This window comes from Pseudomonas sp. LBUM1646, assembly GCF_059716165.1.
The window spans coordinates 2,606,120-2,623,558 of record NZ_CP166810.1 but is presented as its reverse complement, the minus strand read 5'-3'; the positions used below and the strand labels follow the sequence as shown (position 1 = coordinate 2,623,558).

16 protein-coding genes are annotated in these 17,439 nt (G+C 62.0%); 15 read left to right on the top strand and 1 reads right to left on the bottom strand.

Translation table 11 applies throughout. The features are described from left to right. The first annotated feature begins 13 nt into the window (after positions 1-13). From ACA071_RS12045 to ACA071_RS11975, 15 genes are all read left to right on the top strand, one after another. Positions 14-760, top strand: coding sequence for a sugar transferase (locus ACA071_RS12045; protein WP_497644542.1), 747 nt, complete (start codon positions 14-16; stop codon positions 758-760). Then, positions 761-1,408, top strand: a complete 648-nt coding sequence (locus tag ACA071_RS12040) for a CpsD/CapB family tyrosine-protein kinase (RefSeq protein ID WP_497644541.1) — start codon at positions 761-763, stop codon at positions 1,406-1,408. A gap of 22 nt (positions 1,409-1,430) precedes the next feature. Continuing rightward, a complete protein-coding gene (locus ACA071_RS12035; protein WP_497644540.1) occupies positions 1,431-2,459 on the top strand; it encodes a polysaccharide biosynthesis/export family protein in 1,029 nt (342 codons plus the stop codon). Between the two features lie 17 nt (positions 2,460-2,476). Then, positions 2,477-4,069 (top strand): GumC family protein, encoded by a 1,593-nt coding sequence (locus ACA071_RS12030; RefSeq protein ID WP_497644539.1) that lies wholly within the window; start codon positions 2,477-2,479, stop codon positions 4,067-4,069. Then, on the top strand, positions 4,066-5,160 hold the full coding sequence (locus ACA071_RS12025; protein WP_497644537.1) for a glycosyltransferase family 4 protein: 1,095 nt from the start codon (positions 4,066-4,068) through the stop codon (positions 5,158-5,160). Before ACA071_RS12030 ends, ACA071_RS12025 begins: the two co-directional genes overlap by 4 nt. Further along, positions 5,157-6,524: an O-antigen ligase family protein gene (locus ACA071_RS12020; RefSeq protein WP_497644536.1), complete on the top strand. Its 1,368-nt coding sequence runs from the start codon at positions 5,157-5,159 to the stop codon at positions 6,522-6,524. The genes ACA071_RS12025 and ACA071_RS12020 overlap by 4 nt, the downstream gene beginning before the upstream one ends. After that, entirely contained in the window at positions 6,521-7,486 is a 966-nt protein-coding gene (locus ACA071_RS12015) for a glycosyltransferase family 2 protein (RefSeq protein WP_497644535.1), read from the top strand. Before ACA071_RS12020 ends, ACA071_RS12015 begins: the two co-directional genes overlap by 4 nt. After that, positions 7,479-8,615, top strand: a complete 1,137-nt coding sequence (locus ACA071_RS12010; protein ID WP_497644534.1) for a glycosyltransferase — start codon at positions 7,479-7,481, stop codon at positions 8,613-8,615. The genes ACA071_RS12015 and ACA071_RS12010 overlap by 8 nt, the downstream gene beginning before the upstream one ends. Positions 8,616-8,627: 12 nt before the next feature. After that, entirely contained in the window at positions 8,628-9,629 is a 1,002-nt protein-coding gene (locus ACA071_RS12005) for a polysaccharide deacetylase family protein (protein ID WP_497644532.1), read from the top strand. Beyond that, a complete protein-coding gene (locus tag ACA071_RS12000) occupies positions 9,626-10,930 on the top strand; it encodes a lipopolysaccharide biosynthesis protein (protein ID WP_497644531.1) in 1,305 nt (434 codons plus the stop codon). Before ACA071_RS12005 ends, ACA071_RS12000 begins: the two co-directional genes overlap by 4 nt. Then, entirely contained in the window at positions 10,927-12,846 is a 1,920-nt protein-coding gene (locus ACA071_RS11995) for a hypothetical protein (protein WP_497644529.1), read from the top strand. Before ACA071_RS12000 ends, ACA071_RS11995 begins: the two co-directional genes overlap by 4 nt. An 86-nt stretch (positions 12,847-12,932) precedes the next feature. Next, positions 12,933-13,622 carry an N-acetyltransferase gene (locus ACA071_RS11990; protein ID WP_497644528.1) on the top strand — a complete coding sequence of 230 codons (690 nt, stop codon included), beginning with the start codon at positions 12,933-12,935 and terminating at the stop codon, positions 13,620-13,622. Between the two features lie 4 nt (positions 13,623-13,626). Continuing rightward, entirely contained in the window at positions 13,627-14,835 is a 1,209-nt protein-coding gene (locus ACA071_RS11985; RefSeq protein WP_497644527.1) for a GNAT family N-acetyltransferase, read from the top strand. Further along, on the top strand, positions 14,807-15,598 hold the full coding sequence (locus ACA071_RS11980; RefSeq protein ID WP_497644526.1) for a ChbG/HpnK family deacetylase: 792 nt from the start codon (positions 14,807-14,809) through the stop codon (positions 15,596-15,598). The genes ACA071_RS11985 and ACA071_RS11980 overlap by 29 nt, the downstream gene beginning before the upstream one ends. 115 nt (positions 15,599-15,713) lie before the next feature. Further along, positions 15,714-16,412, top strand: coding sequence for an N-acetyltransferase (locus ACA071_RS11975; protein WP_497644523.1), 699 nt, complete (start codon positions 15,714-15,716; stop codon positions 16,410-16,412). Between the two features lie 167 nt (positions 16,413-16,579). Here ACA071_RS11975 and ACA071_RS11970 read toward each other — a convergent pair whose 3' ends face one another. Beyond that, positions 16,580-17,386, bottom strand: coding sequence for a class I SAM-dependent methyltransferase (locus ACA071_RS11970; protein WP_497644521.1), 807 nt, complete (start codon positions 17,384-17,386; stop codon positions 16,580-16,582). Positions 17,387-17,439 lie beyond the last annotated feature (53 nt).

Genomic DNA, 17,439 nt, shown 5'->3' with positions numbered 1-17,439 from the left:
AGCGGAGGAGTCTATGACTGGACATGAAAAAGGTGTGCCACTCCAGAATATGCGCCGTGACAAGCGCCTGGACCCCGAGCACCGAATGCGCCTCGACACTGCGATCCACATGCAGGGTCGCGGCTGGATGACCGGCCGCGACGGTGGTCGGCCCTGGACCTTGTCGCGAACCAATCGGATCGTGGCCTGCTTCGGCGCCCTGCTGATCCTGATCCTGATTTCGCCGCTGTTGCTGGGCCTGGCCCTGGCGATCAAATTCAGCAGCCCGGGACCGATCATGTTCGTGCAAAAACGCACCGGCTATCGCGGTCGCGTGTTCGGCATGTACAAGTTTCGCACCATGGTGGCCAACGCCGAGGAGCTTAAAGAGTCCCTGCGCCACCTGAACAAACACGGTGCCGACGCCATCGATTTCAAGATCGACAAGGACCCGCGCATCACCCGCATCGGTGGGTTCCTGCGACGCAGCAGCCTCGACGAGTTGCCCAACCTGATCAATGTCTTTACCGGCGACATGCGCCTGGTGGGCCCGCGGCCAACCTCGTTCAACGCCTACCGCTACAAGGATAACCACCTTGCACGCCTGAGCATCTACCCCGGCATGACCGGCCTGTGGCAGATCTCCGGACGCAGCAATATCGACTTCGACCAGCGCGTTGAGTTGGACCTCAGCTATATCGCCGAGCAGAGCCTCTTGCTTGATCTGAAGATCCTGTTGAAAACCCCCTTCAAAGTATTCAGCGGCCACGGAGCGAGTTAAATGGACGGTTCATCGAATAAAGCCCTAAGCATCGCCAACCCGAGCGAGTCCAACCTGACTTCGACCGTGCTCGATCAAGATCTGCGGATCCTATTCCTGACCGCCGCCAACCCCGGCGCGGGCACCACCACCAGCGCCCTGGTGCTGGCCAGCCAACTGGCACAGATGAGCAGCGGCCAAGTGCTGCTGGTCGACGCCAGCCAGTCGGCGACCAACCTCACGGCCCAGCTCAACCTGCAAAAGGAGCGCGGCTTTCGCGACCTGCTGTTCAGCACCGGCGCCCCGCCGCTGCTGCAGGATTGCCTGTTGCAGGTCTCCAGCCTGCCGTTCGATGTGCTGCCCAACGGCCGGCACCTGCGCGGCAACGAACACCTGACCGCCGAACGCCTGAGCCCGTTGCTCGACCAACTCGGCAGCCGCTATCGCTTTGTGGTGATCGACGGCGACGCGGTGTATTCGGCCGCCGACACCCTGGTCATCAGCACCCAGGTCGACGGCGTGATCATGGTCGTGCGCTCGGAAGACACCCGTTGGGAAGTGGCCCAGGCCGCGGTCCAGCGCCTGACCCAGGCCGGGGCGAAACTGGTCGGCAGCGTGTTCAACCGACGCAAGTACTACATGCCTAAATGGCTTTACAAAAACCTGTAAGCAACCAGAAAAGGATGACGCCATGAACGCCAAAATGCTTCTCCTGCTGTTGCTGCCGCTTGCAGGTTGCTCCAGCAATTCCGACACGCAGAACATGCCGGTGAATATCCTCACGGCCTCACCGGCCAATGCCCAGGCTACCGACATGCCCAAGGTCGAACAGACCTTGCGGCCTCAGGATGTGCTGGACGTGATCTTCCACATCAGCACCAGCGGCTCGGACGCTTACCGCGTGCAGTCCGGTGACCAGATCGGCCTGAATTTCACCGCCGCCAGCCAACTTAACGGCAATCAACTGGTGCTGCCCGACGGCACCATCGAACTGCCGGGGGCCAACACGTCGGTGAAAATCGCCGGGCTGACCAGTGAAGAAGCGCGCACCGAGATCCAGCGTGTCTATCAGCGCAAACAACTGTTCCAGCCCAACCGTAATCAGCTGACCGTGCAAATCATCAATCCGCTGACCAACGAATCAAACCTCAAAAATGCCCTGAACCACCCCGCTACCGGCATGAGCCGGGAGATCACCGTGGGCACTGACGGTTATGCGAGTTTCCCGGAAATCGGCGCGGTGCCGCTGCAAGGCATGACCGTCAACCAACTGGAAACCTTCCTTAATAAACGCTACGCCACGTTGCCGGGGCGGATGACCGTCGACGTGTTGCTCAAGTCCACGGCAGGCAACGAAATCTACGTATTGGGTGAAGTCGGTCAACCGGGTTCCTACCCGATTCGCCGGCCGGTCTCGGTACTCGAAGCGTTGACCCTCGCCCGTGGCACTAACGTCAAGGCGCGGCTCGATTCGGTGGTGATCATGCGCCGCAACGGGAACCAGGTTCAGGCCCAACGCTACGACGTGGAAAAAGCCTTGTCCGGCGATGCGTCGCAGATTGCCTACCTGCAACCGGACGACATGCTTTACGTGCCCAAGACCAAACTGGCCAGCGCCGGTGAGCTCGCGCGGCAATTGGCGGATGTGGTGCTGTTCCAGGGCGTGGGCTTTAGCTTCGGCTACCGCGTCGACAACAAAGACAGCAATAACAACAACTGACTCCCAGGTGACCTGACATGAATCCAAAGGAAAACTACCTGCACGAGTTCTTCAGGATCTTCTTCGCCAACAAGCAGCTGGTGAAACGAGTATTCCTGGTCTTTGCAGTCATCGCACTGAGCTTGCCAATGGTGCTCAAGCAGAGCTTCGACATCACCGCGCAAGTGATCGTCCAGTCGAAAAAACTCTCCCAGGGGGACGCAACAACGTCCCTGAATCAGGAAAACGCCAGTTTCATTCCGCCGTCACTGGCGGACATGGAAACCGAAAGCAATATCCTGCGTTCGCCGGCACTGATTCGCCAGACCATCAGTGAACTGCGGGATAAGGGTGAGTACACGCCCGCTCCCGGCATGTTCAACAAAATGGTGTCCGAGCCGCTCAAACGCTATGTCACCACACCGCTGCGCCAATACGTGATCAACCCGGCGAAATCCGCGTTGGGCATGGAGACCGATCCGGTGCGCGACACGGCGCTGGATACGCTGACTCAGGAGGCCATCGACAAACTCAAAATCGAGACCCTGCCGGGCTCCAACGTGATCTCCATCGTCTACAGCTTTGGCGATCCGCAACAGGGCACCAAATTTGTCGCGACGTTGCTGCAAAACTACCTGGTCAGCCGTCAGGAGCTGCAGTCCATCGACCTGCCGCAAAGCTTCTATGAAACCAAGAAGCTGCAATACGAGGTGCGTCTCGATGGCCTGGAAGGCAATCGCCTGAAGTTGCTCGAAGCCATCGGCTCGTCCGATCCCAAGGAAGAAATCACCTTCCGCCTCAACGCCATCAACACCGAGGAGCAAGCACTCAACCTGTACCAGGACCGCCGTCTGCAAAGCCAACGCTGGCTCGAATACCTGAAAACCAGTTTGGCCGCTGCCACTGCGTCGAAGCTCAACGACTATACGTTCCCCTACACCTTCACCACGACCGTGGATAACGTGGCGTTCGAAGACCGCGAGATCAAACAGATGGGTGAGGCACTGACCACGCAAGTCAGTCGCTACATGAACGATCTGGCGATCTTCCAGCCGAGCAGTGAACCGATGTTGCTGACCCGCGAGCAAATCGCCCGCACCCGCCAGCAGTTCCTCAAAGTGGTGAGCAACCGGATTCAGGAGCGCACCAGTGACCTGGCGATTGTCGGCTCGGTGATCGAACAGAAAACCGCGCGCATCGCCGACTTCAAAAACCGTATCCACCAGTTGCAGGAAACCCAGAGCAAGCTGCGGCAGTTGGACACCGAGATCAACGCCCTGCACGCGGCGTTCGGCACCTATGCCCAACGCTTCGCCGAAAGCAGTACGGCGCGCTCGCTGGACAACGACCTGTCCAACGCCCGGGTGCTCAGCCCGCCGTATGAACCGACGGCCGCGGCGTTTCCCAAGCCGTTCCTGATCATTCCGTTCGGGTTGTTTACCGGTCTGTTGCTGGCGATTGCCCTGGTCTACGTGCGTGAGTTCTTCGATCACCGCTTCAAGCATCCAGCGCAAATCACCCACGAACTGGGTCTGCCGGTGTTGCTGGTGATCAACGATCAAAACATGCTGCCGAGCAATCCACACAAGAACTGGACCGTGCCGAGCTTCGTGCATTGGGTGCGCAATTGAACGCGCCGCTCACTCCCTCCAGCGCCCTGCCGATCATTCATTTGCTCAGCAGCGGCGGCTTCTATGGAGCTGAGCGGATGCTCCTGGACCACTGCCTGGCGACGCCGGGGCAGCACCAAGTGCTGTTTCTCGATGCGCCGCCAGACCTGATCGAACGGTTTCGCGAGGCCGGGGTGGATTGCCAGGGCTGCACGGGGCTGGGGGCGTTGCTGGGGCATTTGCGTCAGCGGCGGGCGGAACAGCCGCTGATCAATACGCACAATTTCAAAGGCCTGTTGTTTGGTTGGGTTGGCGCGACGCTGTTGCGTTTGCCGCTGGTGATTACCCAGCACGGCTTCACGCCGCGCAGCCGCAAGCAGAAGTTCTACACCTGGCTGAGCCTGCAACTGTGCCGCACCGCCTCGGTCAATCGAGTGGTCTGCGTCGCCGAAAGCATCGCCACGCTGTGCCGTCAGGCCAGTGTCCGGGCGGAGAAATTGCAGGTGATTCCCAATGGCTTGCCGGTCGCCAACGGCCAACTGCCGCACAGGGTCAAGCGCCAGCGCTGGCTGGCCGGTTACGTCGGGCGGCTGAGCAGTGAAAAAGGCCCGGACCTGTTTCTCGATGCGCTGATTCCGCTGTGTCAGAAACATCCTCGACTGGACGCCGTGATGCTCGGCGACGGCCCGGAACGGGAAACCCTGCTGGCGCGGATCAACGAGGCGGGTTTGCAGGACCGCATCACCCTGCCGGGGTATCAGACCGACATGACGGTGTGGTGGCGCCGACTCGATGCGCTGGTGATCAGCTCGCGCACCGAAGGCACGCCAATGATTTTGCTCGAAGCGATGCAGGCCGGTGTGCCGGTGGCGGCATTCGGCGTCGGTGGCATTCCCGATGTGCTGGAAGACCGGCACAACGGCTTGCTCGCCACGCCGACCGACAGCGCCGCCCTCGCCCGGCAGATCGGCACCTTGCTGGCGGAACCGGCTCTGGCCGGTGAATTGAGTACCAACGCAAAACGTACACAACTGGATCGCTACGACCTCAAGGCCCTGGCCGAACGCTGGTCGCAGCTTTATATCCGTACTGCACGGGAGGCACGCGCGTGATCTTTCCGCTCTCGATCGTCAGTTTGCTCGGCCTGGTCTGCCTCGGTTTGCTGGCCAGCCCTTATCCGTACCTGGCACCTGGCGCGGTGCTTGGCCTGGTGGGTTTCTCGGTGCTCTATCGCAAGCCCGGCTGGGGCTTGCTGGGTATCGTCGCGCTGGTACCCTTCGAGGGTTTCTTCAAGGACAGCGCCCTGTCGGGGACCAAATTCATCGGCGCCTCGCTGGCCGTGATCCTGATGTTGCAACTGGCCCTGCATCAGATTCCGTCCGAACGCCTGCGCAGCAACATCTGGCGCTTCCTGATCTGGTTCATGGTGTTGTACCTGCTGAGCACGCTCAATACCGATGACCTGGGTGTATCGATGGGTCACCTGCGGGAACTGAGCGTCGGCCTGATTCTGTTTGTGATCACGCTGCTGGTCGGTCGCGAGCTGAACCTGGACCTGTTCGCCAAACTGGCGACCCTCAGCGTCACGGTGACCTGCGTATTAACGATGTTTTCCGTCAAGTATCAAGATCAGGGCCGCGCCGCCGGCCTGCTGGAAGACGCGAATGCCTTTGCCATGCTGATCGCCTTCGCCGTGCCGTTGGCCCTGTTGCTGGTGATCCGCAGCCCGAACCTGTTGCACCGGTTGTTCTGGGGCGTGTGCTGCCTGGCGCTGTTGGGCGGCATGACCAAGACCGAATCCCGCTCCGGGCTGGTGGTGCTGTTCCTCAGCCTGATGATTGGTGCCTGGCACTACCGCACTGAACTGTCACGCATCCGTCCACGGCACCTGGGGTTTGCCATGCTCGGCCTGGCGATCGCGATTCCGCTGGCGCTCTACGCGATGCCGCCGGGTTATATCGCGCGTATTCAGTCCTTGAGCATTTTGAGCGCGGGCGCCAAGAGCCAGGACGAATCCCTTGGTCGTCGCGCCTCGTACATCGTGGTCGGCGGCCAGATGATCCGCGAGAACCCGCTGCTCGGCACCGGCCCCGGGACCTTCCCGCTGCACTACGCCACCACCGGTTACGCCAAGGCATTTTCGGCCAACCGTAAAATCGGCGACCTCTATCGCCGGGCCCACAACACCTACCTGGAAATCTTCAGCGAACTGGGGATTCCCGCCGGCCTGTTGTTCGTCGGCATGCTCATCCTCGGCGTATACAACCTGATTCGCGCCCGCCGCGCCTGGATGCTGCGCCGCAACTGGCCGGAAGCAGACTTTATGACCCACATGGGCATGAGTTTCCTGTCGCTGACACTGTTTTTGATGTTCCTCAGCGCCCCGAACCAAAAGTACGTGTGGATCATGCTGGCCCTGACCAGCGTACTGCGCCTGAAGGCTGAACAAGCGCCAATGACGGAGGCCAAGGCATGAAACGAATCAGCATTGTGATCCCGATGTTCAACGAGGCCCGGCATATCGGCCGGACACTGCTCTCCGCGCAAAAAGCGGCCGATGCGGCCGATGTGGAGTGCGAGCTGATTGTGGTCGATAACGGCTCCGACGATCATGGGCCGCAGATTGCCCGGCAGTTCGGCGCGCAGGTGTTGGTGCTCCCCGGGTTGCTGATCGGTGCGCTGCGCAATCGCGGTGCGGCCCTCGCCACCGGGGATTGGCTGGCCTTTATCGATGCCGACGTCGAAATGCCGGAAAACTGGCTGAGCCTGCTGTTCGAACTCGAGTCCGGCGCCCACGCCGATGTGTTCGGTTTGGACCTGCACACCCCGGCGCAAGCGCCATGGTATGCCGATGCCTGGCAACGCCGCACGCTGCGTCCCACCAGCCAGCCTCGCCCGGTGCAATGGCTGCCCACTTCCAACCTGCTGATGCGCCATACCTGGTTCGACCAGATCGGCGGCTTCGACGAAACCCTGCGTACCGGCGAAGACAAGGACCTGACCATGCGCCTGCGGGCGGCCGGCGCACGTTTGCTGGCGGTCAATCAAAGCGTCGCCTTGCATTGGGGGTACGAAGCCAGTTGGCGCGAATGGATGGGCAAGGAAATGTGGCGCCAGGGCAGTCATTTGCAATTGCTCCGCACCCACGGCTACAGCCTGCGCCTGCTGCGGTTTCCGTTGCTGTCGCTGGTGGTCTGGCTGCTGGATTTCCTGGCGATTTCCGCGCTGCTGGACGGTTTCCCGCACCACGCGGCGGTCATGGTGATGATTACCGCGACGCCGGCGCTGATCCTGAGCCTGCGCCAAAGCCTGAAGCACCGCGACATCCAGTTGACCCTGCAACTGTGGGGCCTGCATTGGGTGCGTCTGCACCTGGCCGGCGCCGCGTTCATCCTCAGCCTGTGTCATTGGAATGCCAGGAGGCCCGCCCGTGGCTGAATTCATTTTCTGGTTGTGCCTGTTGTTGCCGGTGTACGCCTACGTCGGTTATCCACTGTTGCTGACGCTGCTGGCGCCGTTGTTTCCGGCAAGGCGCCACGACCCTGCGCCGCCGCTGAACATCAGCATCGTGATCGCCGCGCACAACGAAGCGCGGCATATCGAACACAAGCTGCGCACCCTGCTCGCCCAGGATTACCAGCCTTCTTCGCTGGAAATCATTCTGGTCAGCGACGGGTCCACCGATGACACCGTGGCCTGCGCACACAAGGTCATCGACCCGCGCATCACCGTGCTCGATCTGCCCCGCCAGGGCAAGGCTGCAACCTTGAATGCCGGCGTGGCCTTGAGCACCGGCGACATTCTGGTGTTCACCGATGCCGATAACCAATGGTCCCGCGACACCCTCGGCCACTTGCTCGCGCCACTGGCCGATCCAAAGGTCGGGGCTTGCGCCGGGCACATGGTGATCCCGGTGACCGGTGGCGGCCTGAGCGTCGGCGACAGCCTCTATCGGCACTACGAAGGCTGGCTGCGTCGGGTGGAAAATCGCACCGGTTGCATGGTTTCCGCCGATGGCGCCCTGCTTGCCTTGCGCCGCGAGTTGTTCGAGAACGTGCCAGCGGAGGTCAACGATGATTTCTTCATCAGTACCTGCGCGCCCGTGGCGTTCAAACGCATCGTCTATGTGCCCGAGGCCCAGGTGATCGACCACGGCGTGGACGAAGCCGACAAGCAATTTCGCCGGCGCCAGCGGGTCACCGTCGGCGGCCTGCAAAGCCTGGCCCAGCGCAGCGAGCTGCTGAATCCGCTGAAGTATGGCCTGTATTCGATTGCGCTGATCAGTCACAAGCTGATCCGGCGTCTGGCGCCGATTCTGTTGGTGCCCTTGCTGTTGAGCAATGTGTGGCTGTGGGACGACCACGGCTTCTATCAATTTTGCCTGGTGGCGCAACTGCTCGGTTACGCGGTGGCCATCGCCGGTCTGCTGGACTCGCAACACCGTTTGCCCAAACCCTTTCGCCTCGCCGCGTTCCTTCTGGTGACCCTAGCCGGGATGAGTATTGGTCTGTGGCAGTTCCTGCGTGGCCAGCGGTACAGCCAGTGGAACCCCGAGCAAAATCGATGAGAGGCGCGTGCCATGGCGATCAAACAATTATTAAAACGCACCAGTGGCTGGCTGTACCTCAACTCCCCTGTGGGACGCAATCAACTGCACGGCGCCGGGGTGATCCTGATGCTGCACCGGGTGCTGGCCAACGACCGCGCCGCCGACCTGCCCCACCGCAATGAACTGTGCGTCGGGCCGAAAGCGTTCGAGCACTTGCTGGTCTGGCTGAAAAAACACTTCGACTGCGTGCCGCTAATGGACATCCTGCACCCCGGCACCCTGCGCTCGGAGCGGCCCAGGGTGGCGTTGACCTTTGATGACGGCTGGCGCGACAACGCGGTGAATGCCTTCCCGTTGCTGCAAAAATACCAAGTGCCGGCGAGCATTTTCCTCTCCACCGATTTCATCGGCAGCCGTCAGCGCTTCTGGTGGGAAAGCCTGGGTGAAACCCTGTGGGGCAGCCACGGCGAAAAAACCCGGATGCACCTGATCGAATGCCTGCAACAGGTCGGCCGGCCCCTGCCGGTGTTGATGGATGACCTCGATGTTCAGCGCCGCAGCCTGACCTTGCTGCACTACCTGCAAAGCCTGAAAACCCTGGCGCCGGACGACTTGAGCCGCCTGACTGACGAGTGCCCCGAAGAGTCGTTGCCCCAGGCGTTGGACTGGCAACAAGTGCGCGCCCTGGAAGCCTCCGGGCTGGTGCGCTTCGGCCCCCACGGCGCCAGCCACGCAATCCTCACCGGTCTCGACGATCAACGCCTGGACGAAGAACTGAGCCGCAGCCGCGATGCGTTGTTGAACGGTTGCAACCGGCCGCTGCCGGTCTATTGCTACCCCAACGGCGACCACGATGCGCGAGTCCGCCAACACGTGGCCGAACATGATTTCCCCTACGCCCTGGGCACCGGCACCGGCATCTATCGCGGCGCCAGCGATCCCCTGGCCTTGCCGCGCTTCGGCGTCAGCCAGCGCACGGCGCGCAATCCGGAATTGCTGTCGTGGCGCATCTACCGCGGGGCACGACCATGAGTCGCAACCATTACCTCAAGCACCTGGCCCTGAGCATGGGCACCAAACTGGCGATGATCGGCCTGCGTTTGCTACGCAACGTGTTGCTGGCGCGGATTCTCGGGCCGAGCGAACGCGGCTTGTTCGCGCTGCTCAGCACCCTGCCGGACCTGATCAGCGCCGCCACCAGCGGCGGCTTGAATTCGGCGGTGGGCTATCAAGCGGCCAAGCAACGGCCGATGGGGTTGCTGCTGAGTCAGGTGTTGGTGTTCGGCTGTCTGCTGGCGCTGCTGCTGACCTTGGTGGTGGTGGCGTTGACCCGGGAATTCGGCAGCGAATTGGACATCACCACGCAACTCGGTTTGCTCGCCTGGCTGCTGTTGCTGGCGGTGCCGTTGACGGTGCTGAAAAGTGGTTTGCTGACCTTGCACAATGCCTCGGGTGGCGTCGTGGCCTTCAACGCTTTGCGCCTGGTGGAATCCCTGGCGCCGTTGCTGCTGTTCCTGGCGCTGTTCTGGATGTGGAAAACCGCGGCCCTCGAAGCGGCGTTGATCAGTTGGCTGGCGGGTATCAGCCTGGTGGTGCTGGCGGGTTGGGTCTGGCTCAAGCGCAATCAGCCGCTGACGTTGCAATGGGACCGCGCCAGTCAAAAGGAACTGCTGCGCTACAGCGCCCGCAGTCATCCCGACCTGCTGTTCCAGCAAGTGATCCTGCGTTCCGATTACCTGTTTATCGGCGCCCTGCTCGGCAGCACCGCGCTGGGTCATTACGCCATGGCCAGCGCTGCCGCCGAGTTGCTGCTGATCGTCCCGGAAGCGGTGACCACACCGTTGATGAAACGCCTGCTGCAACAAGACGAAGGCATGGACAAAGTCACCCCTCTGGCTCTGCGCCTGACCGCCACGGTGATGCTCGGCGCCTGCCTGACCATGGCGGTGATCGGCGAATGGCTGATCATCACGCTGTTCGGCGCCGCGTATCAGCCAGCGTATCCGGCCTTGCTCGCCCTGCTGCCGGGACTGTTGGGGCTGTGCTACGCGAGCATCCTGCGCCTCGATTTGCTTGGCAAGAATCGCCCCGGCACGGTGTCGCTGCTGATGGGCATCGGCGCGCTGCTCAACCTGGCGTTGAACCTGGTGATGATTCCGGCTTACGGCATCGTCGGCGCCGCCGCCGCTTCGTCCATTGCCTATCTGGCGGTAACCATTGCGCTGCTGGTGATGTATTGCCGTTTGAGCGGCGTGCCGGTCTGGCAAACCCTGATCATCCTGCCCAGCGACGTCACGCCGATGCTGCTGATGCTGCAACGGAAGTCGGCATGAAACGCCTGGCGCTGCTGTTGGGTCTGAGCCTTGCGCTCGGCGCTCAGGCAGCGCCGATGCGTTGGGCTGACATTCGCGACGGCAGCCTGTACCTGCAAGCGGATCGCCCCGACACCGTGACCGTGCGCTGGACGCCGGCATGGCAGGCCGACGCCAATGAAGAACACCTGTATCTGCTCGACGGCCAGGGCAAACTTTCAGGCGAACGCCTGATCGCCGCCAGTGAAGCCCGCGGCACCCAGAGCTGGCCATTGGCGCCGGGGGCTGCGAGTTATCAGCTGGAGATTCCGGGCTACAGTTTCCGCCGCTACAAGGTCGAGCACGACGAAAAAACCGTGGCGCTGTTTGCCCCGGCCAAGGTGCATTTCAGCGCCGAAACCCGTGACGGCGACGAGTTGTATTTCAAGGTCGCGCCCGGGGAGCACGCAGTGCTGGCCGGCAAGTTCCACGGTGGCGTCGGTGCCCTGCAAGCCCAGCGCATGAGCGACAACCAACAACTGTTGCTGGCGCTCAAACCCTATCGCGCTTATTGGCAGTTCGATCAGGTCGCACTGCCGGTAAGCGCCAGCGAACAAGTCTGGCGCCTGCGCCTGCGTGGCGGCGGCAAAGTGGCGTTCTGGCTCGATGGCACCGCCAACCTGTTCGCGCAGAACCCGCAGCAACTCAAACCGCTGCGCGAAGACGAAGGCCAGACCCGCCTGACGCTGCATAAAGAAGTGCTCGGGCCGACCCCGAACCTCGGCGTCGCCCTGCCCTATGTGATGCCGCCGCCCTCCAGTTTTGCGGTGCTCGATGCGCTGAATGCGCGGGCGGCCAGTTACTACAGTTTCGTCGACATCACGGCGAAAAAACCGCACTACGAAGACACGTTCCGTCAGCTGTATCAGGACCGCTTCGGCATCACCCACGACATCACCTTGCTCGCCGGCAGCCAACGCCAAGCCGATTTGCGCGCCGATACCCTGAGCAACAGCGGCCTCGACGCCTGGCTCGCCAGCACCCGCACCCTCGGCGGCAAAGGCACCCACTACATCGGTTTCGCCGACGAGCCGAACCTCAACTACCCCGACTACGCCAGCTACCAAAGCATTTTCAACAGCATGGCCCGGCAAGTGCGCAGCAACCCGGCCAACGCCAAGGCAGGCATTCGCATCGCCATGCCCGCCAGTTCGCGCCTGGTCAACGGCCCCTTCGCAGACAACGCGGCAGACAAGCGCGGCATCGACTGGGCCCGGCGCCTGCTGGCCGAATCCGGCGATCAGATTGACGCCCTGGCCTGGCACGAGTGGATGATTCGCGACTTGCTGGCAACCCGGGTCTATCGCGACAGCGTGCGCCGCGCCGCCGACCTTGTCGGGCTGGACGCCAACGGACGGCCGCGCAAGGCGCTGCTGCTGGACCAGACCAATATGTCCAGCGGCTCAAGCCTGAGCCCCTACGATCAGGAAACCCATTTCGCCGCGTTGTGGTGGGCCTCGGTGGCGATCAATTCAGCCCAGGACGGCTTGCTGGAGATGCTCAACTGGTTCCAGGCCGCCGATGAGCCGAACTACCCCAAGGGCATGTTCAAGGTCCTCGATGACGATCACTTCGAGATGAAACCGGTGGGCCTCGCCCAGCAGTTCATCCAGGAGCATTGGCTGCACAACGTGTTGCGCCTGGAAAACGACGCCTTCGAGGTCGACGTGCTGGCCATGGCCACCGACCTGCAACGCAGCCTGCTGGGGGTCAACAAGGGCACGCGCTTGCAACGGGTGAGCCTGACCGGGGCGACCTGCCCGTTGGCCAAGGGCTCATTGCGCTACTTCGGCGCCGACAACCGCAGCCGCGACGCACCCTTCCACTGCCAGGACGGTCGCGTCAGCTTCGAGCTGCCCGGGCAAACCCTGTTCGCCCTGAGCTGGATCGCCTCATGACCGCCCTTCGAATGCATGGCCGCGCAGGCATGTCGCCGCGCGTTGCATTACTCCAATCACGGCCGATCCCGTCAGGAGTTAATAACATGGGTATTTTGAAGAAACTCAGCGATCACATCAGACAAAAAGGCCTGCGCGCCACCCTCATTAAAGTCTGGAAGCACTACGTGTTTGCCCACCAGGAACTGCTGTGGATGGAGCGCGACCTGGTCACCCCGGTACCGCCCCACAAACTCAGACCTTATCCGCCGCTGCGGGTCGTCAACATCACCCCCGACAACGCCAGCGCCTTCGCGCGTTACTTCGGCGACCGCGTGGGAACCATGGCTGAACTGGCCCGCGAGGGTTACACCGGCCAAATGCACCTGGATGAAAAAGGTGACGCGGTGGCATTCATCTGGGCCGCGGCGCGCAACTACCACGACAAACATTATTACGGGTGCTGGTTCCCGGTGAAGCCTGGCGAGTTCTTCGAATTCGGTGGCGAACTGACCCGTGCCTACTGGGGCACCACGCTTTCGGTGGACCTGCAACTGGACCTGTGGAAAGCCATGGCCGAGCAAGGCTGCAACAAAGTGGTGGATGTCTGTGAATTCCACAATATCCCGGCGCTCAAGCTGCACATTCGCATGGGGTACAACGAGCAAGGACGCATCATGAACGTCTACGAGCTGTTTGGTCGCTGGCGCTTCTACCGCGAAACCCGCTACAGCGGATCGCGACTGGATGCCCTGCGCAAACCGGCACCTACCCCTGTAACGGCTGAGGCGACCTGACCTGATGGCGACGCGATTCGAATGGCGCACTTCACTGTGCGCTCCGGACTTTCCGGCAGTGGCTTATGAAGCATTGCGCCTGCGAGTGACGGACCACACACCGTTCAACACCCTGGCCTGGCTGGGCGCTGCGGAACAGGCACTCAAGGACGGCGAGCGCCTGCACGTGCTGCTCGGCTGGCAGGGTGATGAACTGGCGCTGTGCCTGCCGTTGGTGGCGACCCGTGAACGCTTTGGCGGGTTGCCGTTGCGGGTATTGCATCACCTCGGCTACCCGCTGACCGATCGCCTGGCGCTGCTCGCCTGCCTCGATGCCGAGAGCATCCGCAAGGCGCTGATCGTGATCCGTCGTCACTTGCCCCACGCCTTGCTGCAACTCAACGAGCTCTCCGAACCCACGGGCGAAGAAAGTGCCCTGACGGTCTGGATGGCTCACAGTTCTACCGGTGAACGGCGCCTGAGTTGCAAGGTGCCGGTCCACCTGATCAGCGACGCCGATCGCCAGGAAGTCTCGGGCGATCCGCGCTACAAACTGCGCCGCGCGCGCAAACGCATCGCCGCGTGTGGTGCCGAGGTTCGGCGCATCACGCCGGACGCCTCGACCATGGGCCCGCTGTTGCAGGCCATCAGCGAAGTCGAAGCGGTGAGCTGGAAAGGCGATGAAGGCGTCGGCATCTTCGCCGACGAACGCCATCGACAATGGATGGATCGCGCCTTCACCGCCCTCGCTGAACGCGGCCTGGTACGGGTGGTGGTGCTGGAGCTGGACGGCCGCTGCATCAGCTATCGCCTCGGCTTGCTGGAACAGGGTCGGCTGTACGATTACAACCTGGCGTTCCTGCCGCAATACGCCGACCTGGGCAGCGGCCGGGTGCTGCTCGAAGAGTGGATTCGCTGGGGCCTGGACGACAACTGGCGCTGGATCGACGCCTCGCGGGTCAGCCTGGAAAATTCCAGTCATCAACTGCACGAGCGCATGACCGGGCAACTGGAACACTGGCGCTGGAGTTTCTACTCCTGGCGCCCCAGTGGCCTGGCGTTGGGGCTGGCGTTGCGCCTTTGGCAGCGGCTCAAACCGGCCTTGCAGAAATGGCGGGCGAAACGGGCCGCAGCGGTTGTTGTAACGGCGCCCGCGCCGGTACCCAAAAGCCCTGCGCCCACTGAAAAAACCACGGAGGGCGAACATGCCGCACCAAGTCATAGTCAACGCTGACGATTTCGGCCTCAGCCCGTGCGAAAACGCGGTGATCCTCGGCGCCTTCCAGGCCGGGGTCATCAGCTCCGCCACGGCCATGGCCAACATGCCGGCGTTCGAAGCCGCGTGCCTCATGGCCCAGCACCCGTTGCTCAAGGGGCGGATCGGCCTGCACTTCAACCTCACGTATGGCCGGCCACTGAGCCAGGGCATTCTCGAACGCTCGACGTTTTGCGACAGCCAGGGCGAGTTCGACCTCAATCTGCCCCGCCACACCCTTTGGCTCAATCGCCTGGACCGTGAAGCGGTGATGGACGAGCTCGAGGCCCAATGGCAACGCTGCGTGGACAACGGCGTGCGCCCCAGCCACCTCGATTCCCACCAGCACGTACACAACATCTGGCCCATCGGTGAGATCGTCGCGCGGTTCGCCGCACGACAAGGCGTGGCGGTGCGTCTGGCGCGCAACCGGGGGCAAAACCTGAGCCTGCCCAAACGCATATTCAAGGGCTTGCTCAATCGGCGTCTGCACACGTTGGCCGGGGCAACGGCGGACTATGTCTGTACGCCGGTGGACCTTCGAAACGCCCCTGTACCGACCGATGGCCTGCTGGAAATCGTCGCCCATCCGAACCAGCTTGGCGCCGATTTTGGCGATGCATACCTGAACCCCGGCGAGTCGCTGACGCAGGTACTAGAGCGGCGCCTTGCCGGTATCGAGCGGGTTTCATATGCCGTTGTGAGCAGGGATTTCCAAACCGCTGCAGTCGCACTCGAATGAGTTACATACGTTGCAACATATTCAAAGCTGGCGCTTTGATATGAACTTGCAACCTTGATCTATACCCATCAAAAGCATCCCCCACAACACCCTGGCCTTGGCTAAGGAGAGCTTCATGAACATCATCGACAAGCTCCGCGAACGAATCAGACAAAAAGGTCTGGGCAACCTCTTCAAGGCCTTCTGGAAACGCTACGTGTACTTCCACTGGGAGCTGTTGTGGATGGAGCGCGACCTGGTCAGCTCGGTGCCGCCGCACAAGTTGCGGCCCTACTCCGGCTTGCGTCAGGTGACCATCACCGCGGACAACGCCATGGCCTTCACCAAACACTTCGGTGATCGCGTCGGGACCATGGCCGAACTCGCCACCGAGGGCCACACCGGGCACATGTACCTGGACGAGGAAGGCCATGCGGTCGCGTTTATCTGGGCTAGCGTGCGTAACTACCACGACCGTCACTATTTCGGCTGCTGGTTCCCGGTCAAGCCGGGCGAGTTCTTCGAGTTCGGTGGCGAAATGGCCCGCCCCTACTTCGGCACCAGCCTGTCGGTGGACGTGCAGGTCAACCTCTGGGAGGCGATGCAGGCACAGGGCTGCAATAAAGTGGTGGACGTCTGCGCCAGCCATAACATCCCGGCGCTGAAATTGCACATTCGCATGGGCTATCACGAACAAGGTCGGGTGACCCACGTCTATGGCCTGTTCGGCGGCCGCTGGCGCTTCAACCGAGACACCCACTACCAAGGCTCGCGCCTCGACCCGCTGCGCAAGCCGGGGCGTCCGGTGGAGGCAGAGGCGACGGCGCAGGCCTGAAACCCATCGGTCAGGCGTAACACTGAACCTGTGGCGAGGGAGCAAGCTCCCTCGCCACATTGGTTTTCTGGTGCTCACAAAATCAGCGTTCAGCCCCAATCCCTGTAGGCGCGAGACTTGCCCGCGAAGGCGTCCTCGAGATTGCCTTAGCGAGCACGCTTAGAAAATCAGCGCTTCACCGCCACCCACGTAAAACACAACGGCAACTGCGCCATCTGCTGTTCATACCGGTCATACAGTTCTTCGCGGTTGGAATGCGGGTATTCCTTGAAGTGGCTGATCTGCAATCCGGCGTCGATGGCGCCGCTGAAGATCGCGCCGAGGGTGTGGACGAACCAGTAGGACGCGGCCGCCGGCTGTTCGACTTTGCCTTCGTAGACGATCGGCTGATGCTGCACGAACGGCTCGCTGCGAAAGTAGGAACTGTCCAGGCGATAAGGGTCGGCGGCTTCGGGATCGAGCATTTCCAGGAACGGGTGGGTTTCGTAGATCACCACCGCGCCTCCTGGCTTGAGGGTTTGCGCGACGTGGCGGAAGAACTCGGCGATGTCCGGCATCCAGTTCAAGACACCAATAGTGATCAGCACCATGTCAAAACGCCCGTGAAGCGCCGTCGGCAGGTGATGGATATCGGCTTCGATGAATTGCGCGTCATGGGGTGAGCGAGCCACCAGTTCCCGGGCCTGGTCGAGAAAGGCGGCGGACTGATCGACGCCCACCACCCGGCGCGCGCCCAGGGCGAACAGCGAAAGACTTTCCCGGCCGTTGTTGCAGCCCAGTTGCACCACGTCCTTACCGTCGACGCCTACGTGTTCCAGCACACCGCGCAGGGTGTCATCAATGCAGCTGAAGTCGGCCTGGCTGACGGCGTTGAGCACTGCCTGCCATTCGGGATTGTCTTTGTGGTGCCTGGCTGAGTCATTCCAGGCATCGCGGTTGCTGGCGACGGCTTGTTGTTTTGTCGGCATGTCCATTGCGCACTCCAGATCTCGTTTTTATTGACCGGCACGAGTCTAGATCAGCCTCC